Below are 20,683 nucleotides of genomic sequence, written 5' to 3' on the forward strand. Positions count from 1 at the left end.
TTCCATTGGCTCATTCCAGACATGCGGTTCTTTCGGGCATATGGGCCCAAGAAGGCAGATGGCGAAAGAGAGCATCTATCTCGATCATAACGCCACCGCCCCGCTTCGTCCCGAAGCGCGCGCGGCGCTTCTTGCTGCGCTTGATATGACGGGCAATCCATCCTCAGTTCATGCCCATGGCCGCAAGCAGCGCGATCTCATCGAGACTGGCCGCGCCCAGGTCGCCCGCCTAGCCGGCGCCGAAACCCGCCAGGTCGTTTTCACCGGTTCTGCAACTGAAGCTCTGACCCAAGCCATCGTTGGTGGCGCCAGAGCCTTTTCGGCAGGCGCCGTGGCGATCAGTGCTGGGGAGCATGCTGCGGTCGCCAAGGCGGCCGAGGCCACGGACCTGCCTGTCCATACCATCGGTCTTCTGCCCGATGGCAGCATTGATCTCGATCAACTGCGCGCTGTGCTCACTAGAGCTGACGAAGACGGCACGACGCTCCTCGTTGCGGTGCATTGGGTCAATAATGAAACCGGCGTCGTCCAGCCCATCGGCGCGATCTCGGTGCTCGTTGGTCCGACCCGTCACACACTTGTGGTCGATGCGGTCCAGGCGCTGGGCAAGCTCGATCTGGATTTCGCTGCTTCGGCTGCCGATATGGTGGCCATCAGCGGCCACAAGATCGGCGCGCCGGCTGGGATCGGTGCGCTCTTGGTCAAAGGCCACGCCGACACGGTCCGCCTGATCCCTGGTGGTGGCCAGGAACAGGGCCGTCGCGGCGGCACGGAATCGGCAGCGCTGATTTCCGCCTTTGGCGCGGCGGCCGCGGCAGAGCGCATGGATATGAGTGCCCTTGAGGTTTTGACCAAGCGCGTCGAGGACGGGTTGAAGGCCATGGCGCCCGATACTGTCATCTTTGGCGAGGCAACAAGCCGCGTCGGCAATGTCGTCAATTTCGCCGTGCCGGGTATTCGCAGTTCGACGGCGATGATGGCGCTGGACCTTGCGGGGCTTTCCGTTTCGTCCGGCTCGGCCTGTTCTTCGGGCAAGGTCGGCGCGAGCCATGTGCTTCTTGCCATGGGCGTCTCGCGCGATCTCGCCGAATGCGCCCTGCGCGTCAGCTTCGGCTGGAATTCCACACTGGCGGATGCCGATGCATTCCTTGCCGGATTTGAAACGATCCTCGTTCGCCAGCGGCGCGCGGGAAAAGCGGCCTAGCCGCTTATAGATAGAGACTTCGTTCGCGGCGGCCTTGAACCGTCGATGGGCACAAAGGAGAAGCCTGATGGCGGACTACGATATTCCGACGCTCAAGGAAGAGATCGATCGCGAAACGGTTGAGCAGGTGCTCGCCCTCGACGTCGACAAATACAAGTACGGCTTCGAATCCGATATCGAGTCCGACGTGCTGCCGCCCGGCCTCACCGAAGAAACCGTTCGCTTCATCTCGGCCAAGAAAGAAGAGCCGGAATGGATGCTGGAATGGCGCCTCGACGCTTTCCGACGCTTTCAGACGCTTGAAGAACCAAACTGGGCCAAGCTCCACTATCCCAAGATCGACCTGCAGCAGATCAGCTTCTACGCGGCTCCAAAGAGCTTCAAGGGTCCGAAGAGCCTCGATGAAGTCGATCCTGAACTGCTCAAGACCTATGCCAAGCTCGGCATTCCGCTGAAAGAGCAGGCGATTCTCGCCGGTGTCGAAGGCGCTGCCGAATCCGTCGGCACGCCTTTTGGTGCCAATGTCGCTGTCGACGCTGTGTTCGACTCGGTCTCCGTCGTCACCACCTTCCGCGAAGAACTGGCCAAGGTCGGCATCATTTTCTGTTCGATCTCGGAAGCCGTGCGCGAGCACCCCGAGCTCGTAAAGCAGTATCTCGGCACCGTCGTTCCGGTCTCGGACAATTACTATGCGACGCTGAATTCGGCCGTCTTCACCGATGGGTCCTTCGTCTACATCCCCAAGGGCGTCCGCTGCCCCATGGAGCTGTCGACCTATTTCCGCATCAACGAAAAGAACACCGGCCAGTTCGAGCGCACGCTGATCATCGCCGACGATGACAGCTATGTCTCCTATCTCGAAGGCTGCACCGCACCGTCGCGCGACGAAAACCAGCTTCACGCCGCCGTTGTCGAGCTGGTCGCCCTCGACAATGCCGAGATCAAGTACTCCACCGTCCAAAACTGGTATCCGGGCGACAAGGACGGCAAGGGCGGCATCTACAATTTCGTCACCAAGCGTGGCGATTGCCGTGGCGTCAATTCGCACATTTCCTGGACCCAGGTCGAAACCGGTTCGGCCATCACCTGGAAATATCCGAGCTGCATCCTGCGCGGCGACGGTTCGCGTGGCGAATTTTACTCGATCGCCATTTCGAACGGCTATCAGCAGGTCGATAGCGGCACCAAGATGATCCACCTGGGCAAAAACACGTCGAGCCGTATCATCTCCAAGGGTATCGCCGCCGGCTTCTCGGACAATACCTATCGCGGGCAGGTCTCGGCGCATGCCAAGGCCAGGAACGCCCGCAACTTCACCCAGTGCGACTCGCTCCTCATCGGCGACAAGTGCGGCGCCCACACGGTTCCCTATATCGAAAGCCGCAACGGCACCGCCGTCTTCGAGCACGAAGCGACGACCTCGAAAATCTCCGACGACCAGATGTTCTATTGCCTCCAGCGCGGCCTCAACGAGGAAGAAGCTGTGGCTCTGATCGTCAACGGTTTCGTTCGCGACGTGCTCCAGCACCTGCCGATGGAATTCATGGTCGAAACCCAAAAGCTGATCTCGATCAGCCTCGAAGGTTCAGTCGGCTAAAACAAAAATCGCGGCCAACTCCACCTCTCCCTCTGGGGGAGAGGTCGCCCGAAGGGCGGGTGAGGGGGCTTTCAGACAAACACCGGCGACTAATTGGCGCCACGGAGAAGCAAATGACCACTCCCGTTCTTGAAATCCGCAACCTGCACGCCCGCATTGAGGATCGCGAAATCCTCAAGGGGGTCAATCTCGTGATCCCGCAGGGCGAAGTCCACGCCATCATGGGCCGCAACGGCTCGGGCAAGTCGACCCTGTCATATGTCCTTGCGGGCAAGGAAGACTATGAGATCACCGAGGGCGAAATCCTCCTCAATGGAGAAAGCATTCTTGAGATGGAGCCTGCCGAGCGCGCTGCTGCCGGCATCTTCCTCGCCTTCCAGTACCCGATCGAAATTCCTGGCGTCGCGACCATGACCTTCCTCAAGGCCGCCATCAACGCCCAGCGCAAGGCGCGCGGCGAGGGCGAACTCTCGACGCCCGATTTCATGCGTGCCGTCAAGGAAGCCGGCGCTCAGCTCAACGTCGATAGCGCCATGCTCAAGCGCCCGCTCAATGTCGGCTTCTCTGGCGGGGAAAAGAAGCGCGCCGAGATCATGCAGATGGCGCTCCTCAAGCCAGCTCTGGCCGTGCTCGACGAAACCGATTCCGGTCTCGACATCGACGCGCTGCAGGTCGTTTCGAAGGGTGTGAATGCGCTCCGCGATGGCAAGCGCTCCATGCTCGTCATCACCCACTACCAGCGCCTCCTCAACCACATCGTCCCCGATGTCGTGCACGTCTTCTCGGATGGCCGGATCGTCGAAAGCGGCGACAAGGATCTGGCGCTGCAGCTCGAAGCCAAGGGCTATGCCGATTATGACGGTCAGGCGGCGTAACCAACCATGCGCCCAGCTTTTCCAGTTCGTCTCGGCGCTGCCGAGGAAACCCTGATCGCCCAGCTCAAGGCTGTCGGCGCTGACCAGGTCGCCGAGCGCGTCACCGTGGCTGGCCTTCCGACCCGCCGCGTCGAGGCCTATCACTATACCGACCTCAAGACGCTGCTGCGGACCATTCCGCCGCTGGCCCAGCCGGCCAATGAAGCGACGGGCACGGGTCTTCGTATCCCCGGCGCCTTTGCGCTCTCGATCGTCAATGGCGTCGTCCAAAATGCTGCGACGGCCCCCGAAGGCGTCATCGTCGGCAAGACCCATGGCGGCGTTTTGACCAATCGCGACGATCTGCTCGTCAATGTTAACGGAGTGCTAACGAAAGACGCCCTCAGCGTAACGCTTGAAGGCCAGGTGCAGCAGGTCATCCAGATCGATCACCGTATCGAGGGCGAAGCCGCCCATGTCGTTGATGCCACAAAGATTTTCGTTGCTGATGGCGCCTCTGTCGTCATCCTCGAAACCTTCTCCGGTTCCGAAGCTGCCCATGTCGGCAACCACGCGACCTATATTGCGCTCGGCAAGGACACCAATGTCACCCACGTGACGATCGATCTAAGTGCCCGTGCCACCTCGCATTTTGCGACCAACGAATATCATTTGGCCGATGGTGCCCAGCTTCGCACGCTCGTCGTCCACGCTGGTGCCAACCTTGCTCGCACCCATCTTTTCCCAAAGATGTCCGGTGCCGGTGCGCATGCCAACGTCACGGGCCTCAATCTGGTCTCCGACGGTCAACATGCTGATATCACGATGGAAACCACCCATGCGGTGCCGCACACCTCGTCGCAGCCGCTGTTCAAATCCATCACCCGCGGCCGCTCCAAGTCCGTGGTTCAGGGCAAGCTAATCGTCGCTCGCGATGCGCAGAAGACCGATGCCAAGTTTATGCATCAAGGACTTATGCTCTCCGACGACGCGGAAATCCTCAGCAAGCCCGAACTCGAAATCTATGCCGACGACGTCGTCTGCGGCCACGGTTCGACGTGCGGCAAGCTCGACGAGGATAGCCTGTTCTACCTCCTTAGCCGCGGTATCCCCAAGGCCGAGGCGGAGACCATGCTGGTCCGCGGTTTCATCGCCGAACTCATTGATCCGATTGAAGATGAAGCGCTGAACGAGGCCCTGCAGGGCATCGTCGACACCTGGCTTCTCGGGAAGTAATCCCCGGGTCGCTGGCTTTCTGTTAAATTACTGGATGTGACGCGTTACTGCGCCACGTCCCGACCCACTCCAATCGTGGATTTGGGCCAGCGGCGACGACAGTCGCCACGGGACGAAACATGACCATCGACCTCGAAAAAGCGCGCGCCGATTTTCCGATCCTCTCGGAAGTCATCCACGGCCATCGCCTGGTCTATCTCGACAGCGGCGCTTCGGCGCAGAAGCCTGTTCAGGTCCTCGACCGGATGGATTACGCGTTCCGGCACGAATATGCCAATGTTCACAGAGGCTTGCACACGCTCGCCAATCGCGCGACCGAAGCCTATGAGGCCGGGCGCGAGGCGGTGCGCAAGTTCCTGAACGCCGGCCGCATCGAGGAAATCATCTTTACCCGCTCGGCGACTGAAGCGATCAACCTCGTCGCCCAATCCTTTGCCGGTCCGCGAATTGGGGCAGGGGATGAGATCGTCACGACGATCATGGAGCACCACTCCAATATCGTCCCTTGGCATTTCCATCGCGAGCGCAAAGGCGCTGTCATCAAATGGGTCGATGTCGGCGACGATGGCAGCTTCAGCCTTGATGCGTTCGAAGCGGCGCTGACCGACAAAACGCGTATCGTTGCTGTTACGCATATGTCCAACGTCTTGGGCACTATAGTCCCGATCAAGCAAGTCATTGAAATTGCACACGCTCGGGGCATTCCCGTGCTTGTCGATGGCTCCCAGGGCGCGGTCCACACCAAGGTCGACGTGCAGGACCTTGGCGCCGATTTCTATATCATGACAGGCCACAAGCTTTATGGGCCGACCGGCATAGGTGTGCTCTATGGCCGCTACGATCTCCTCGCCGAAATGCAGCCCTATCAGGGCGGCGGCGAAATGATAGAGACAGTCAGCCTCGACACCGTCACCTATAATGAGCCGCCGCACCGTTTCGAGGCAGGTACACCCCCAATCGTGCAGGCCATCGGACTTGGCGCAGCGCTGACCTATATGGAATCGCTCGGTCGCGACAATATCGCGGCGCATGAGCATGACGTGGCCAACTACGCCCACGAAAAACTCAGCCGCATCAATTCACTACGCATGATCGGCACGGCGCCGGGCAAGGGCGGCATTTTCTCCTTCGAGATCGCCGGCGCCCATGCTCATGACGTCGCGACCATCCTCGACCGTTACGGCATTGCCGTCCGTGCCGGCACCCATTGCGCACAACCGCTGCTCAAACGATTTGGCGTTACCTCTACCTGCCGGGCGTCGCTCGCCCTATATAACGGCAAGGATGATGTGGACGCTCTGGTCGATGGCATCGAGCGCGCCCGTAAATTTTTCGCCTGAGAGGCTCAATATGAGCGAAGACACAACACCTGCCGCCGACGAACAGATCGATGTGCGCCTACAGCCGACCATGCCCGAAAACCTCGGCGATGGAGAAGTGCTACGCATCACCTCCGATCTGATCGGCGCGCTGAAAACCGTCTATGATCCGGAAATTCCGGTCGATATCTATGAGCTTGGCCTGATCTATAAGGTCGATCTCGATGACGACCGCAACCTGACGATCGACATGACGCTAACCGCGCCGGGTTGCCCGGTGGCGGGCGAAATGCCGGCCTGGGTGGAAAATGCGGCGCGTGGCGTCGAAGGCATCCAGGATGTCACCGTGAACATGGTCTTCGATCCACCATGGGACGCGAGTCGCATGAGCGAAGAAGCACAAGTTGCGTTGAACTGGTGGTAGGATCGCGCGTTCACTGCTATATATCGTGAACTACCGATAAAGGCGGAAGACACCATGGCCTTCAAGATCATGTCCCTGACCGATGCTGCTGCCGAGCGCATCCGTGAAATCATGGAAGATTCCGACAAGCCGGTCATCGGCCTCCGCGTCGGCATAAAGAATGCCGGCTGCGCGGGCGTTTCCTATACGATGGACTATGTCAGCGAGCCGCTGAAGGGTGATGACCACGTTACCGATCAGGGTGTCGATGTCTGGGTCGACCCCAAGGCAACGATGTATCTGCTCGGTACCGTCATGGATTTTGAAGAATCCAAGATGAGCGCTGGGTTTACGTTCAAAAACCCTAACCAGACCGGCGCTTGCGGCTGCGGCGAGAGCGTCACGCTCAAGGCTGCGGATTTGAAGGCTATCGCCGAGGCGCGTGCAACCGCCTGATGGCGATTGCCTCTTTGGGCGCTTTGTCCTAACACCACGGCATCATGCCGAAAACGCTCCCGCCTGCCTACACCATCGTCCCGCCCGGCCGCCCGCTTTCGGGGCGCGTGTCGCCGCCGGGCAGCAAATCCATCACCAATCGCGTGCTGCTGCTGGCGGCGCTTGCCGAGGGCACGAGCCGGTTGACCGGCGCGCTCAAGAGCAAGGACACGGTGCTTATGGCCGAAGCACTACGGCAGATGGGCGTGACAGTCGAAGAACCAGACAGCACAAGCTTTCTCGTCACCAGCAGCGGCAAACTGGCAGCGCCGAACACACCACTTTTTCTCGGCAATGCGGGCACCGCTACGCGTTTCCTCACGGCTGCCGTCGCGACCATAGACGGCACTGTTGTGGTTGATGGCGACGAAGACATGCACCTTCGCCCCATCAAGCCCTTGGTCGACGCCCTTCAGTCTCTCGGCATCGACGCCACCGCGCCAACCGGCTGCCCACCTGTGACCATCCATGGCACGGGCCGGTTCGGGAAGGGCAGGGTGGAGATCGATGCCTCTCTGTCGAGCCAATATGTGTCAGCGCTTCTCATGGCCGCGCCGTTCGGCGAAGGCCCGATCGAAGTCTCATTGGCGGGCCAGGACATCGGCGCCCGCGGCTATGTGGATCTGACGCTCGCCGCCATGCGCGCCTTCGGCGCCAAGGTCGAAGAATCAGCGCCGGGGACATGGCAGGTCGAGCCAACCGGCTACGTGGCGACCGACTTCCACATCGAGCCCGACGCTTCGGCCGCCACCTATCTCTGGGGCATAGAGGCGCTCACTGGCGGCAAGATCGACCTCGGCGTGGCCGCAGACGCCTTTACCCAACCCGACGCTGCTGCACAGGCCGTCATCGCGCAATTCCCGAATATGCCTGCTATCATTGATGGCTCGCAAATGCAGGATGCCGTGCCAACCATCGCGGTCGTCGCCGCCTTCAACAATTCACCTGTGCGCTTCGTCGGCATCGCCAATCTACGCGTCAAGGAGACCGACCGCGTCCGCGCCGTCGCCAACGAGCTCAACCGCATTCGTCCTGGCCTTGCAGTCGAAGAAGGCGATGATCTCTTGGTCAATGCCGATCCAGCGCTGCTCGACGCCGCTCAACGCAATGCGACATCGCGGATCGAGACCTATCACGATCATCGCATCGCCATGAGCTTTGCGCTTGCTGGCCTTCGTATTGGTGGCGTGACCATTTTGGACCCTGCCTGCACCGGCAAGACCTATCCTGAATATTGGGAAATGCTGACTAGCCTCGGGGTCGAGCTCAAGCCCGCGGAATGAACTTTATGCCGCCGAGACGCCGGTTTTTGGGGCCTCGGCGAGGTCGGCAATGGTGTTTTCCGTAACGACGCAATTTCGCCCGGCATGCTTGGCAGCATAAAGGCAGCGATCCGCGCGCTCGATCAGCGAGCCGGCGGTATCTGATGGCCGGAAGGCGGCAATGCCGAAGGACGCGGTGATGCGGCCGAGCTTTTCATTGGTAGAGCGTTTCAGCAATTCCTTGCCATGGATCGCGGCGCGGACATTTTCCGCAACGATCGAAGCGCCGTTGATATCGGTATTGGGCAGGATGGCGACGAATTCTTCGCCACCATAGCGCGCCGCAAGATCGCGACCCTTGATATTGGACTTGATCGTCATCGCCACAAGCCGGAGCACCTGGTCACCCGTCTGGTGGCCGTAAGTGTCGTTAAAGCTCTTGAAGTGGTCGATGTCGATGAGGATGAGGCAGAGCGGCCCGCCGGTCTGTCGCGCCTCAGCAATGCCTGCACGGAGCCCCTCGTCAAAGCTTTTGCGATTGGCGATCTTGGTCAGCGGATCGAGCAAAGATTCGCGCCGCACATCGTCGAGATCGCGCTGGAGGGACGCGATATCTTCGCGAGATGCTTCCAGCTTTTGTTCAAGGGTGCGGTTGGTATCCTGCATCCGGCGCGTTTCGGCCAAGAGCCGTGTGGCGAGCGCCTTCAGCGCCTCCGGCCCGATATCGCGTTCAAGGTCGCCCTGGGCCGATTGCAGCGAACCAGAATAGGCGTTCGCCGTCGTCATGGCGTGGTCAATCGCCGAATGGACAGCCTCGATACGCACCTGCATGCGCTCGGAAACCGTCGACATTCGGTCATTGACGTCGGATTTCAGAAATTCGTTGTAGAGCGTTTCCGCCAAGCTCGCCGATGGCGAGTTGCCCGTCGCGAAAATGGCGTTGATGCGATGGTTGAGCGACGGGTTTACGCCCGTCGCATAGGTGTAGAGCAGCTCATAGAACTGCGGGTAGGGTGGAATAGAACTCTTCTTCAAAAGCTCGAGCGCTGCGTTCGCATAGCCCAATGCTCGTGTGAATTCGTGATCCGACACAGCCGTCCCCGCGCCTCGTTGCGCCAACCATCAGCAAATCAGTCTTACGTCAAAGTCATTTACAAGTCATACCAATTGCAAGACAAGCGCGCTGGTAGCAATTTTCCAACCCGGCCAGTAATTTATTCCGCTTCTTGTTCGGCAATCCGCGCCGAACGAAGCAGAAACGCGGGAATCGGTCCTGCATCACCGAATGGCGATCCAGGCACGATATCGGACGATACCGCTGGCGTGTCTTTAGGCCGCTGCCGACTCTGGCGCTTTGGCGCTGGTTCGCTGGCGGCAACAGGCGCCTCGGCTGGTTCGCCACGGCGCGACGAGCGGCGGCGCGAGGTCCGTGCAGGTTTTTCTTCGCGCGGCTCTTCCTCGGCATCCTGCGACGAGGCTACCGGCGCAACATCAAGGTATTCGATAGGCTTCTGGATCAGCTTTAGAATGGCGTCGAGATGCTTTTCGTCGCTGGGGCCGACAAAGGTGTAGGCCGTGCCGGCACGACCGGCGCGACCCGTGCGGCCAATGCGGTGCACATAATCTTCGGCGTGGACAGGCACATCGAAATTGAACACGTGGCTAACCGCCGGAATATCGAGGCCGCGGGCCGCGACGTCACTGGCGACGAGCAACGAAAGATTGCCGGATTTGAAAGCATCCAGCGTTTCCATGCGGCTCTTCTGATCCATGTCGCCATGCAGCGAACCGGCGCTATAGCCGTGGCGCTGCAGCGAACGGGCGAGGGTGGCCACGTCGCGCTTGCGATTGGAGAAGATGATGGCGTTGGTCAGCCCTTCGGCTGCATCGATCCGGGCGCGCAGCATGGCGCGCTTCTGATCGGGCCGCGACGAAACTTTCACCAGCTTCTGGTCGATCGTATCAGCCGTCGACGCCGTCCGCGAAACCTGCACGTGTACGGGATCGCGCAGGAATTTCTTGGTCAGGCGCTCGATCTGCGGATCCATCGTCGCCGAGAACAGCATGGTCTGGCGACGCGGCGGCAGGCGCGAACAGATCTTTTCGATATCGTCGATAAAGCCCATGTCGAGCATGCGATCGGCTTCGTCGATAACGAGGATTTCGACGCCCGTCAGCAGGATCTTGCCGCGATCGAATTGGTCGAGCAGACGACCTGGTGTCGCGATCAACACGTCGACGCCGCGATCGAGCTTCTTGTTCTGGTCCTCGAACGATACGCCGCCGATGATCAGCGCCATCGAGAGGCGATGGTTTTTGCCGTACTTTTCAAAATTCTCCGAAACCTGCGCCGCAAGTTCGCGCGTCGGTTCGAGAATGAGCGTGCGCGGCATGCGGGCCCTGGCGCGCCCTGCTTCGAGCAGCGTCAGCATGGGCAGAACGAACGAAGCCGTCTTCCCGGTGCCGGTCTGCGCGATGCCGATCAGATCCTTCTTCTGCAGAAGGTGCGGAATGGCCTGCGACTGAATTTCAGTCGGTTTTGTATACCCCGCAGCGGAGACTGCGTCGGTAACTTTGCTCGAAAGGCCAAGGCCAGAAAAATCGTCTGTCAACGTCAGAGAATCCACTCAGCGTGTCATCCGGGAAACGGGCCGGAGCGAAATGCTCGGGGCGGCTTACCGCGGAAATCAAATGCAAAGCCCGTGTCGGGGTCCGTGGCCCAAAACCCAACACTTCGGCAGACCGAAGCCCTAGTAAACGCGAGCAATAGTGATACTTGCGCCCAGTAAATATTTGAGCCCGGTCGAACCTTGCGGCGCGGACCATAGCGCAAAGCCCTTGAGTGTCAACGGTCTTGGCCTATTTTAGCTGCTTTGGTGAATGCCGCCTGACCACGAAGACTTCGTGCGAAAGACAGTTCAATGGCTCGGCGTGTCGAAAGCGAGGCCTCACATTCGTCTTGGGAGAGACGCTGACACGATCTGTCAGCCGGGATAATCTATCTTTGGCAAAGACGATCAGACTTCAGTGAGGATGATCATGCGGCCTTTCCACCATCTGCTGGCGAATAATCTTGTCGCCAATATTACAAATTTTACCGTGTGGTTCGCGGTGACATTTTGGGTCTTCCTCGAAACCCAATCGGTTTTCGCCACGGGCATGGTGGCCGGGATCTATCTGGTCTTCACCGCGGCCTTTGGCTTCTGGTTCGGCTCGATCGTGGACCATAATTCCAAGCGCCTGAGCATGCTCGGCTCGAGCCTCGCCTCAGAAGCATTTTACCTGATCGGGTTCATCCTGGTGCTGACCGAGCCGGAGGGCGCGTTTCGCGACCCCTATGGGATTTATTTTTGGGCGTTTATTCTGACCGTCATGCTCGGCGTGATTGCCGGCAATATCCGCTCCATCGCCTTGCCAACCTTGGTGACCATTCTCATTCCGGAACCGGAGCGCGATAAGGCCAATGGTCTGGTTGGCATGGTGTCGGGCATCGGATTCCTGACGACCTCGGTGATCTCGGGTCTGCTCGTGGCCTATGGCGGCATGCTGGGCGTGTTGGCTCTTGCGCTCTCGGCGACGGCTCTTGCCTATCTGCACCTGCTATCCGTGAAAATCGATGAGGGCAGGGCGCCTGTCGACGGCGATCAGCCATCAGAGCCCAAGCGTGTCGATATCGCTGGCACCATAAGAGTCATTGCTGGCGTGCCCGGACTTTTCGCGCTGATCTTTTTTGCTACTTTCAACAATTTCCTCGGCGGCATCTTCATGGCGCTGCTGGACGCCTATGGATTGTCGCTGGTTTCGGTCGAGGTATGGGGTCTCCTGTTTGGCGTGCTGTCGACGGCATTCATTGCCAGCGGGATCATCATTTCCAAAACCGGGCTCGGCAAAAATCCATTGAAGACACTGCTGATGGTGAATGCGATTACCTGGGCGGTCTGCTGCGTGTTCACGCTGCAATCCTCCATCTGGCTTCTGGCCGCTGGATGTTTCGTCTGGATGCTGCTGGGGCCATTTGCTGAAGCTGCGGAGCACACGACACTGCAAAAAGTGGTGCCGCTCGAGCGTCAGGGTCGCGTTTTTGGGTTTGCCCAATCGGTTGAACAGGCGGCCTCGCCGTTGACGGCATTTCTCATCGGGCCGCTGACGCAGTTCGTCGTTATCCCCTTCATGACGGATGGGGCAGGGGCCGCTACGATCGGGGCATGGTTCGGCACAGGGCCGGCGCGCGGCATTGCGCTGGTTTTTACGATCGCAGGCTTTGTGGGACTTCTCGTCACCATCCTTGCGTTCAACTCGCGCTATTATCGCCAGCTCTCGGCGGCGTATCGCAACAACAAGGATGATGATGAGGATGGCGGGACGGCTGTCGCCAATCCCGCCTGAACGAGGCTAGGCTGGGATAGCTTCTGCCGGCGGCTCATCGACGCTTTTGGGCGGGAAAGCCAGCGCCAGCGCGGCGCCGGCGAGCCCAACAGCGGCCGAAGCGACGTAAAGCCAATGGTAGTCGCCAAAAGTATCAAACAGCCAACCGCCGCCGACTGGGCCAAAGGCCATGCCGATCGACGACGTCATGGTAATGCCGCCAAGAACGGTGCCCATGACATTGGGGCCGAAATAGTCGCGCGCCAGCACCGAATAGAGCGGCATGACGCCGCCATAGACCATGCCGAGCACGGCGGCCAACATGTAGAACTGCTGCAACTCGCCGACATAGATATAGCAATAAATGCCGATCGATTGCAGCGCCAAGCCGCCGACGATCACCCGCTTCACGCCGATCTTGTCAGCAAGCACGCCAAAGATCAGGCGGCCGAACAGCCCCGCAACGCCTTCGACACTGTAAATGCTGGCTGCCGCAAGAGCCGACGCGCCGCAAAGCATCGCATAGCTGACTGTGTGGAAGATCGGCCCGGAATGTGCCGCACAGCAGAGAAAGAAGACGCCGGCAAGAATGAAGAATTGCGGCTTGCGGAAGATCGCCGCCATATTTGTCGGAGCGGGTTCTGCTGGCGCAACATCGCTGCCGGGCGTTGGCGCGGCCATGCTGGCGGCAGGCGCGCGCCGGATGAGGAACGCTGCTGGGACGATCAGCGCCGTCGCGGCGACCGCCGTATACATCATCGCATCGCGCCAACCGATCGCGCCGATCAATACTGTCGCCAGAGGCGTTATAACCATGGGTGCGATGCCGCCGCCCAGCGACACAAGCGAAACGGCGAGGCTACGGTTCTTATCGAACCAGCCCAAAGTGGTCGCGATCAACGGCGCAAAAAACGCGCCGCCCGATGCGCCGACCAATCCGCCATAGGCGATCTGGAACACCAGGAGGCTCGTCGCTCGGCTGGCCACGAACAATCCGAGCCCGAGCATGACCGCCGCGATCAGCACTACGGGCCGCGCGCCGATGCGATCCGTCAACGTGCCCCACAAAAATCCGGCAACGCCCATGACGACGAAGCCGATGGTCATGGCGCCGGAAATGCCGGCCCGCGTCCAGCCGGTTTCGTCAGCGATAGGCTGTAGATAGACTGGCAGGGCAAACATGGCGCCCATTGCCAAACAGGTGATGACTGCGCCTGCAGCGACAATCACCCAACCATAGTGCCGTTCCATTCCGAAGGTCCTCCACATGGAATATGCCTTCAAGACGAACGAGAGCGCTCATTTTCGACGCGAGCAAGCAAATAGTTTGAGCCGAGGCAGGTTCAAGGAGATAACCGGTGGCAGGCTCGGGTGGGTTTGTCCAAGGCGGCGAAATTCGCGTGCCCATATCAAACGCGCAATTCAGAGCCAAATAACTGAGAAACCAGCAGTTTCACAGATAAAAGTTCCATAATATATATTATGCGAATGAAGTGCGCTTGGCTTTTGGGTGACGGCCCCCCGCCTTTGATGTAACGACGCCGAGGTCGATCCACCGTCCTTGGAGCCCAGCATGCAACCGTCTCGCGATATCGCCCGGCTCATCGAGATCATGGCGGCCCTGCGCGATCCTGTTTCCGGATGTCCGTGGGATCTGGAGCAGGATTTTTCGACGATCCGGAACTACACGATCGAGGAAGCCTATGAAGTTGCAGATGCGATCGAGCGTCAGGATTTTGACGATCTGCGCGAGGAGCTTGGCGATCTGCTCTTGCAGCCAATCTTCCACGCTCAGATGGCCAAGGAAGTCGGCCATTTCGATATTGGCGATGTGATTTACGCCATCACCGAAAAGCTCATCCGCCGCCATCCGCACGTCTTTGGCGATCAAACTGCCGATAGCGCCGCTGGTGCTCAGATCAGTTGGGAAAGCGTCAAAGCGGCGGAAAAGAAGGCCAAGGCCGCGCGCCAGGCAGCCAAATCATCGTCGGCGATTGACGACGTACCCCAGGTACTCCCTGCCCTGACACGTGCAGAAAAGCTCACGAAAAAGGCCGCGAAAGTTGGCTTCGACTGGCCAGATTTTGATTCCGTAATGGCAAAGGTTCGCGAGGAACTGGCAGAGGTCGAGGAGGCCAAGGCCGCCGCCGATCAGCACGCCGTCCATGAGGAAATCGGCGATCTTCTCTTTGCGATCAGCAATTTGGCGCGCCACGCCGGCGTTGATCCGGAAGCCGCACTGCGCGACGCCAATGCTAAGTTTACGCGCCGATTTCACTATGTCGAAGCCCGCTGCCGCGAGGACGGCATTGCAGCCCCCGACGCCGGTCTTGAGCGGCTCGACGCTTATTGGAACGAGATCCGCGCTGCGGACAAGCAGAAAGCCCCGTCAGAGATCTGACAAGGCAATCCGGCCGTTGAACCTCTCCAGAAACGCTGCCTTGTGCCGGGGATCGACACGCACGACGTAGTCCTGACCCTGTTCGGTCGGCTCATCGCGCGAAATGACTTCGGCATTGCCATGCAGCCAACCGATATCGCTGCCGGCGCTGTGTGGCACATGGACATGGTAGGTCCGGCTCTGCTCGCCAAGGGACCGCTCGATCAGTTCGAGCAGTTCCGTTATGCCCGCGCCGGTATGGGCCGAAACCGGCATGCTCGCCAGCACCTTGCCGGCCGGCGCCGCTGCAGCCAAGGTCAGCTGGGGCTCTTCGAGCAGATCGATCTTGTTCCAGACCTCGACCACTGGCGTGTTTTCCGATGACACACCAAGCTCATCGAGCACGGTGAGCACATCTTCAGCCTGGGCGGCATGATCGGGATTGGCTATGTCGCGCACGTGGAGAATGATATCGGCGTCCACGACCTCTTCCAGCGTCGCGCGGAACGCGGCCACAAGGTCGTGCGGCAGGTCCGCAACGAACCCGACCGTGTCGCTCAGCATCACCTCGCGGCCATGGGGCAATTCGATCTTGCGCACCGTCGTATCTAGCGTCGCAAAGAGCAGGTCTTCGGCAAAGACCCCTGCCCCCGTCAGCCGGTTGAACAGCGTCGATTTGCCGGCATTGGTGTAGCCAACGAGCGCGACGACCGGGATCGCCGCGCGAGTACGCTGTTGCCGCTGCTGGGCGCGCGTCTTCTTGACCTTATCGAGCCGATCTTCGAGCAAGACGATACGATCGGTGATCTGCCGGCGGTCGCTTTCGATCTGCGTTTCGCCGGGACCACCCATAAAGCCTGTGCCGCCGCTGCCACGCTGGCGTTCAAGGTGGGTCCAGGAGCGCACCAGGCGCCCCTTCTGGTAATTGAGATGGGCGAGCTCGACCTGCAACACGCCTTCGCGGGTCGCGGCGCGTTCGCCAAAAATTTCAAGGATCAGCGCTGTCCTATCGAGCACCTTGGTGGCGGTTTCGCGTTCGAGATTGCGCTGCTGGATAGGTGTGAGCGCCGCATCGACCAGCAGAAGCTCGATATCCTCGGCCTTCACCTTTTCAGCAAGGGACTGGACATGGCCGCCGCCAAGGTAAGTCGCAGGCCGGATTTCCCGGACCTTCATGATCTCGGAAAATTTGATATCGAGCCGAATGGCCTCTGCCAGACCCTCGAATTCAGCCTTGCGGGACTCGATGCTGTGGCTGGACGATTTGCCCCTCACATCAGGGCAGACGAGGCCAGTGCGCGTGGGCTGCTCTTGCCTGTCAATATAGGGTTTGGGGCCGCCTGGGTGGCGACCATCCTCCTCGTCGAAATCGTCCATATGATCCGTCAGTCGTGGTCGTTGTTTTGTTCTGGATCGAACAGCTGGATTGGCGCGCCCGGCATGATCGTCGAGATGGCGTGCTTATAGACCAGTTGGGACTGCGCGTCACGGCGCAGCAACAGACAGAAATTGTCGAACCAGGTGATCACGCCCTGCAGCTTGACGCCATTCACGAGAAATATCGTGACCGGCACCTTCTGCTTGCGCACGTGATTGAGAAAGGAATCCTGCAGATTTTGCTGCTTCTCGCTGGGCATTTAGGCCTCTTTGCCGCGGCATTTATTGTCGCTGTTATGTCGCAATCGCTTGCGTCCGAATATCACGAAAACTGCCGCCCAGTCGTCGTCCATCCGGAATTATGATACAATTACAACTATGCCACACATCCCCGTCTCTGCCTACCCGCGGCGGATGCATGGCACACTGCCGATTTAGTGCGCCATCACAGCCCTAGTGACTTGATCTTGCGGTGCAAAGCGCTGCGCTCCATGCCCACAAACTCTGCGGTCTTGGAGATGTTTCCGCCAAACCGTTCGATTTGCGCGAGGAGATATTGGCGCTCGAACACTTCGCGCGCATCGCGAAGCGGCAAGCTCATAAGGTGCGCCGAGGTGTCGGTGTCTCCAACCGTCGGCAGCACCTCGCCTATGTCCGAAGGCAACATGGTCGCGGTAATTACACCATTCTCCGGCTGCTGATCCTTCATCAGGATGAGAAGCCGCTCGATGGAATTTCGGAGCTGGCGCGCATTGCCCGGCCAGTCCTGCGCCTGGAGAACAGCGATGGCGTCTTCGCCGATACTGATGCGCTGCAGGTTATGCATGCGGCAGATCTGCTCGATGAAGACGCTGACCAGCGGCGGAATATCCTCGCGGCGTTCCTTGAGGGGCACAAGCTGAACCGGCACGATGGCGAGCCGATGGAAAAGATCGGAGCGGAATTCGCCGCCCTCGGTCAGCGCCGAAATATTCTGCGAACTGGACGAAATGATGCGCACATCGATTGGTACAGCTTGGGCACCGCCCACGCGGTTGAACCGGTTTTCAACCAGCGTGCGCAACAAGGCGGTCTGTACTTGCGGCGGCAGTGTGGTCACTTCCGACAGATAGAGCGTGCCACCATGTGCCCGCTCGAGCGCGCCCACCTCGACCTGCAGAAGTCCCGACTTGTCCCTGGCTTCCCGCCCGAACAGCACCACGGACACCTCATCGGGCGCGTAGAGCGAAGCGTTGATCTCCACAAAGGGAGCGTCGCTGCGCGGGCTGCGCTGATGGATCAGCCGCGCCACTAGGCCCTTGCCGGCGCCGGACGGGCCCGCAATGAAAATGCGCGAATTGGTCGGCGCTGACTTCTCGATCAGGCCGCGGATTTGCTGGAGAGAGGGGGAGTTACCGACCATGTCGGCATTTTTTCCAGCCGAACGCTCCTTGAGCTCGGCCACTTCGCTCCGAAGCCGCGTGGCTTCCATCGCCCGCTGGGTTACGTGGAGCAGCCGGTCGATCTTGAATGGCTTTTCGATATAGTCGTAGGCGCCACGCCGGATGGCCGAAACCGCTGTTTCGACATTGCCATGGCCCGAAATCATCACCACCGGCATGTCGGGATGCTGGCTCTGGAAGACGTCGAGCAGCTGCAACCCGTCGAGGCGCGAGCCCTGCATCCAGATGTCGAGGAACACGAGGCTTGGTCGCCGTCGCGCAATTTCGTTGAGCCCGCTGTCGGCGTCGTGCGCCTGTCGCGTGTCGAAGCCTTCATCCTCTAGGATACCGGCGATCAGATCGCGAATATCGTCTTCGTCGTCGATGATCAGAATGTCTAGTGCCATTACTCGTGAACAATCGCTGGCATCAGCGATTCCTCCTTCTGGGGCAATTCAGAGCCGCGCTCCGGATTGTCCTTCTCGTTGGTCTTTTGTGGGGCACGCAGTGGCAGCGTGAATGTCACGCAAGCCCCCACCCTGCCCTGTTCATCAGGTTCAGCGTCGATCAGTTCAGTTATGCCGCCATGTTGTTCGATGATGCGCGCAACGATGGCGAGACCCAGGCCCGTGCCTTTTTCCCGAGTCGTCATGTAAGGCTCGAGCAGCCGCTGGCGGTTTTCCGCCGGCCACCCCTTGCCATTGTCAGATACCGACACCCGGGCGTGATTGCCCTCATAGTGGGCTTCCACTTTTATCGTGGGCTGCCAGTCGGCCCCCAAATCCAGCCCTTCGAATGCCTCGACCGCGTTTTTGATCAGATTGGTGAGGGATTGCGACACGAGCCGCGTGTCGAACCAGGCATAGACCGTGTCATCCGGCAATTCGGTGACAATTGCAACTTCCGGCAGCCGAACGCTTTCGAGAAACACAGCTTGCCGGATTGTGTCGGATAAGTCAGCCACCTCGGGCGCTGCCTCAGGCATGCGCGCAAAGGCGGAGAACTCGTCGACCATCCGCCCGATATCGCCCACCTGCCGCACGATCGTATTGATGCATTTATCAAAAACATCGCGATCGTCTTCGAGCTTGGCGCCATAGCGCCGCCGCAGGCGCTCGGCGGAAAGCTGGATTGGCGTCAGCGGGTTCTTGATTTCATGCGCAATGCGGCGCGCAACGTCGGCCCAGGCGCTGGTGCGCTGCGCCGATTCAAGTTCGGTGATGTCGTCGAAGGTGAGGACATAGCCCTTGGATTCGGTGATCGACCCTTCGCGGGTGAGCTGGATCTGGTAGATGCGCCGGTTGGTTTCGTTGCCAAGCTGGATTTGGTCGCGCACCTGCCCGCGCCGCGCCGATTTCGCTTTGTCGATGGCCTGCGCGATTTCGGGAAGGATGTCTTCCATCCGCTCGCCCATCATCTCGATTTCAGAATGGCCCAGCATTTCACAGGCCCGCGCATTGGCCAGCGTTACCGCGCCAAATGGATCAAGCCCGATAATCCCGGCTGACACGCCTTCCACCACGGCCTCGGTGAACTGGCGTCGCTTTTCGTTGACCTCGTTGGCCATCAGCAGCTCTTCGCGCTGCGTCTTGAGCTGCTGAGTCATGCGGTTGAAGCCGTTGGAGAGGTCGCGGAGATCGCCCCGCCCCTCCTGCACCGGTACGCGCACATCGAGATCGCCGCCACTCACCCGGCGCGATGCGATCATCAGGTTTCTGATCGGGTCGACGAAGCGGTTGGCGAGCGCAATACCAATCCAAAGCGCTGACAGCAGCAGCACCACCACAAGGCCGACATACATGATGGTGAAGGTAATCTGGAACACCAGCCGGTTCGACGCATATTGCCGATATTCGGTGATATTGTCGTCGGTCAGCCGCATATATTGCAGCACTTCGGCGTCCACAGGCCGCGCCACGAACAGGAACACATTGTCATAGCCGCGCAGCTTGATGATCGAGCCGACGAACTGTGTCGACCCGGGCGCAATCTGCGTCGGGATGCCCTCGACAACGCCCTCCGTTACCCCTGCCGGTGGCTTGGGATAAGACCCGCCCACGCTGATCTGCGCCCGCATGATTTCGTTGCCATTGCTGTCGAGCAGCGAGGAAAATGGCAGCGAACGCGTCACGGCAAGCGCGGTCAGAATGCGCTCGAACCGCTGGCGATCCGCAAGATAGGTAGAGTGGGATTGCTCGAGTTCGCTGGCTACCCATATGATGTCGTCGCGCAAAACCTGGGCGTGTTCGAGCATATAGGAGCGCGCGACAAGTCGGCTGCTCTCCACCATCGACCGGGTGCGATCCGAGAACCACTGATCAAGGCCCTGGTTAAGCGCAATGGTGGCCACGATGGCCACGAGAATGGCCGGGATGCCGGCCACGACGGCAAACATGGCGACCATGCGAACCTGAAGCGCTGAACCCGGCTGCTTTTGCATCCGCGCCTGAAACAGCAAGACTGCCTCGGTCACCACCAGCGCAAGCACCAGCAGCACGAGCAGCCCGGTAACGACCCAGATGATCGTCCAGACTTCGGCGGACGGCTCGATATTGGTCGTGCCCGAAAGGATCAGGAACGACACCGAAGACATGAGCACGGATGCAAAGACGACAAGGAAGCCGAGCACACGCAATGGCCCATTCCCCTCGCCGGAGAACAGAGAACGCTGATCCGCCGTCCGCGCCTTGGTGTCGGCTTGTGCGGCTATGTCATCGCTGACCAACTCAGTCATGCACTAATCGGTTCGCTCCGGCTGGTTGTGGCAATA

The 20,683-nt window shown here is 59.8% G+C and carries 17 protein-coding genes; 10 read left to right on the plus strand and 7 right to left on the minus strand.

Annotation, left to right across the window (positions count from 1 at the left end; genetic code table 11):
- Positions 1-58 precede the first annotated feature (58 nt).
- From ASE94_RS09875 to aroA, 8 genes are all read left to right on the plus strand, one after another.
- Positions 59-1,204, plus strand: a complete 1,146-nt coding sequence (locus tag ASE94_RS09875; RefSeq protein ID WP_062630264.1) for an aminotransferase class V-fold PLP-dependent enzyme — start codon at positions 59-61, stop codon at positions 1,202-1,204.
- Positions 1,205-1,271: 67 nt separating this feature from the next.
- The gene (gene sufB, locus ASE94_RS09880; protein ID WP_062630265.1) at positions 1,272-2,801 is read left to right on the plus strand and encodes a Fe-S cluster assembly protein SufB; all 1,530 of its coding nucleotides are present in this window, start codon (positions 1,272-1,274) and stop codon (positions 2,799-2,801) included.
- 113 nt (positions 2,802-2,914) lie between these two features.
- Positions 2,915-3,676: a Fe-S cluster assembly ATPase SufC gene (gene sufC / locus ASE94_RS09885; protein WP_061907312.1), complete on the plus strand. Its 762-nt coding sequence runs from the start codon at positions 2,915-2,917 to the stop codon at positions 3,674-3,676.
- Between the two features lie 6 nt (positions 3,677-3,682).
- Entirely contained in the window at positions 3,683-4,891 is a 1,209-nt protein-coding gene (gene sufD / locus ASE94_RS09890; RefSeq protein WP_062630266.1) for a Fe-S cluster assembly protein SufD, read from the plus strand.
- A gap of 119 nt (positions 4,892-5,010) precedes the next feature.
- Positions 5,011-6,231: a cysteine desulfurase gene (locus ASE94_RS09895; RefSeq protein ID WP_062630267.1), complete on the plus strand. Its 1,221-nt coding sequence runs from the start codon at positions 5,011-5,013 to the stop codon at positions 6,229-6,231.
- Between the two features lie 70 nt (positions 6,232-6,301).
- On the plus strand, positions 6,302-6,634 hold the full coding sequence (locus ASE94_RS09900) for an SUF system Fe-S cluster assembly protein (RefSeq protein WP_062630455.1): 333 nt from the start codon (positions 6,302-6,304) through the stop codon (positions 6,632-6,634).
- Positions 6,635-6,688: 54 nt separating this feature from the next.
- The gene (locus ASE94_RS09905) at positions 6,689-7,069 is read left to right on the plus strand and encodes an iron-sulfur cluster assembly accessory protein (protein WP_061907308.1); all 381 of its coding nucleotides are present in this window, start codon (positions 6,689-6,691) and stop codon (positions 7,067-7,069) included.
- A 44-nt stretch (positions 7,070-7,113) separates the two neighbouring features.
- On the plus strand, positions 7,114-8,391 hold the full coding sequence (gene aroA, locus ASE94_RS09910; protein ID WP_062630268.1) for a 3-phosphoshikimate 1-carboxyvinyltransferase: 1,278 nt from the start codon (positions 7,114-7,116) through the stop codon (positions 8,389-8,391).
- 3 nt (positions 8,392-8,394) lie between these two features.
- Here the strand turns inward: aroA and ASE94_RS09915 are convergent, their stop codons facing one another.
- Together ASE94_RS09915 and ASE94_RS09920 are read right to left on the minus strand one after the other, a co-directional pair.
- On the minus strand, positions 8,395-9,462 hold the full coding sequence (locus tag ASE94_RS09915) for a GGDEF domain-containing protein (RefSeq protein WP_156352100.1): 1,068 nt from the start codon (positions 9,460-9,462) through the stop codon (positions 8,395-8,397).
- Between the two features lie 122 nt (positions 9,463-9,584).
- Positions 9,585-10,982, minus strand: a complete 1,398-nt coding sequence (locus ASE94_RS09920; protein WP_061907380.1) for a DEAD/DEAH box helicase — start codon at positions 10,980-10,982, stop codon at positions 9,585-9,587.
- 427 nt (positions 10,983-11,409) lie between these two features.
- Here ASE94_RS09920 and ASE94_RS09925 point away from each other — a divergent pair, with 427 nt between their 5' ends.
- A complete protein-coding gene (locus ASE94_RS09925) occupies positions 11,410-12,756 on the plus strand; it encodes an MFS transporter (RefSeq protein WP_062630456.1) in 1,347 nt (448 codons plus the stop codon).
- 6 nt (positions 12,757-12,762) lie between these two features.
- Here the strand turns inward: ASE94_RS09925 and ASE94_RS09930 are convergent, their stop codons facing one another.
- Positions 12,763-13,986, minus strand: a complete 1,224-nt coding sequence (locus ASE94_RS09930; RefSeq protein WP_062630269.1) for an MFS transporter — start codon at positions 13,984-13,986, stop codon at positions 12,763-12,765.
- 322 nt (positions 13,987-14,308) lie between these two features.
- On the opposite strand from ASE94_RS09930, the gene mazG reads away from it, so the two are divergent.
- Positions 14,309-15,136 carry a nucleoside triphosphate pyrophosphohydrolase gene (mazG, locus tag ASE94_RS09935; protein WP_062630457.1) on the plus strand — a complete coding sequence of 276 codons (828 nt, stop codon included), beginning with the start codon at positions 14,309-14,311 and terminating at the stop codon, positions 15,134-15,136.
- Here mazG and hflX read toward each other — a convergent pair.
- The 4 genes from hflX to ASE94_RS09955 form a co-directional block, all read right to left on the minus strand.
- Positions 15,125-16,492 carry a GTPase HflX gene (gene hflX / locus ASE94_RS09940; RefSeq protein WP_062630270.1) on the minus strand — a complete coding sequence of 456 codons (1,368 nt, stop codon included), beginning with the start codon at positions 16,490-16,492 and terminating at the stop codon, positions 15,125-15,127. The genes mazG and hflX overlap by 12 nt on opposite strands.
- An 8-nt stretch (positions 16,493-16,500) precedes the next feature.
- The gene (hfq, locus tag ASE94_RS09945; protein ID WP_035078721.1) at positions 16,501-16,752 is read right to left on the minus strand and encodes an RNA chaperone Hfq; all 252 of its coding nucleotides are present in this window, start codon (positions 16,750-16,752) and stop codon (positions 16,501-16,503) included.
- A 185-nt stretch (positions 16,753-16,937) separates the two neighbouring features.
- Entirely contained in the window at positions 16,938-18,320 is a 1,383-nt protein-coding gene (locus ASE94_RS09950) for a sigma-54 dependent transcriptional regulator (RefSeq protein WP_061911581.1), read from the minus strand.
- The gene (locus tag ASE94_RS09955) at positions 18,320-20,647 is read right to left on the minus strand and encodes a PAS domain-containing sensor histidine kinase (RefSeq protein ID WP_062630271.1); all 2,328 of its coding nucleotides are present in this window, start codon (positions 20,645-20,647) and stop codon (positions 18,320-18,322) included. Before ASE94_RS09955 ends, ASE94_RS09950 begins: the two co-directional genes overlap by 1 nt.
- Between the last annotated feature and the right edge of the window lie 36 nt (positions 20,648-20,683).

It is taken from the genome of Devosia sp. Leaf64 (genome assembly GCF_001421945.1).
Lineage (GTDB): Bacteria > Pseudomonadota > Alphaproteobacteria > Rhizobiales > Devosiaceae > Devosia.

What these genes read in the sequence shown, in the direction of transcription:
- ASE94_RS09925 (WP_062630456.1), top strand. Translation starts at nt 11,410, where the DNA reads ATGCGGCCTTTCCACCATCTGCTGGCGAATAATCTTGTCGCCAATATT.
- ASE94_RS09955 (WP_062630271.1), bottom strand. Translation starts at nt 20,647, where the DNA reads ATGACTGAGTTGGTCAGCGATGACATAGCCGCACAAGCCGACACCAAG.
- ASE94_RS09950 (WP_061911581.1), bottom strand. Translation starts at nt 18,320, where the DNA reads ATGGCACTAGACATTCTGATCATCGACGACGAAGACGATATTCGCGAT.
- ASE94_RS09875 (WP_062630264.1), top strand. Translation starts at nt 59, where the DNA reads ATGGCGAAAGAGAGCATCTATCTCGATCATAACGCCACCGCCCCGCTT.
- aroA (WP_062630268.1), top strand. Translation starts at nt 7,114, where the DNA reads ATGCCGAAAACGCTCCCGCCTGCCTACACCATCGTCCCGCCCGGCCGC.
- sufB (WP_062630265.1), top strand. Translation starts at nt 1,272, where the DNA reads ATGGCGGACTACGATATTCCGACGCTCAAGGAAGAGATCGATCGCGAA.
- hflX (WP_062630270.1), bottom strand. Translation starts at nt 16,492, where the DNA reads ATGGACGATTTCGACGAGGAGGATGGTCGCCACCCAGGCGGCCCCAAA.
- ASE94_RS09905 (WP_061907308.1), top strand. Translation starts at nt 6,689, where the DNA reads ATGGCCTTCAAGATCATGTCCCTGACCGATGCTGCTGCCGAGCGCATC.
- ASE94_RS09900 (WP_062630455.1), top strand. Translation starts at nt 6,302, where the DNA reads ATGCCCGAAAACCTCGGCGATGGAGAAGTGCTACGCATCACCTCCGAT.
- sufC (WP_061907312.1), top strand. Translation starts at nt 2,915, where the DNA reads ATGACCACTCCCGTTCTTGAAATCCGCAACCTGCACGCCCGCATTGAG.
- sufD (WP_062630266.1), top strand. Translation starts at nt 3,683, where the DNA reads ATGCGCCCAGCTTTTCCAGTTCGTCTCGGCGCTGCCGAGGAAACCCTG.
- mazG (WP_062630457.1), top strand. Translation starts at nt 14,309, where the DNA reads ATGCAACCGTCTCGCGATATCGCCCGGCTCATCGAGATCATGGCGGCC.
- hfq (WP_035078721.1), bottom strand. Translation starts at nt 16,752, where the DNA reads ATGCCCAGCGAGAAGCAGCAAAATCTGCAGGATTCCTTTCTCAATCAC.
- ASE94_RS09895 (WP_062630267.1), top strand. Translation starts at nt 5,011, where the DNA reads ATGACCATCGACCTCGAAAAAGCGCGCGCCGATTTTCCGATCCTCTCG.
- ASE94_RS09930 (WP_062630269.1), bottom strand. Translation starts at nt 13,986, where the DNA reads ATGGAACGGCACTATGGTTGGGTGATTGTCGCTGCAGGCGCAGTCATC.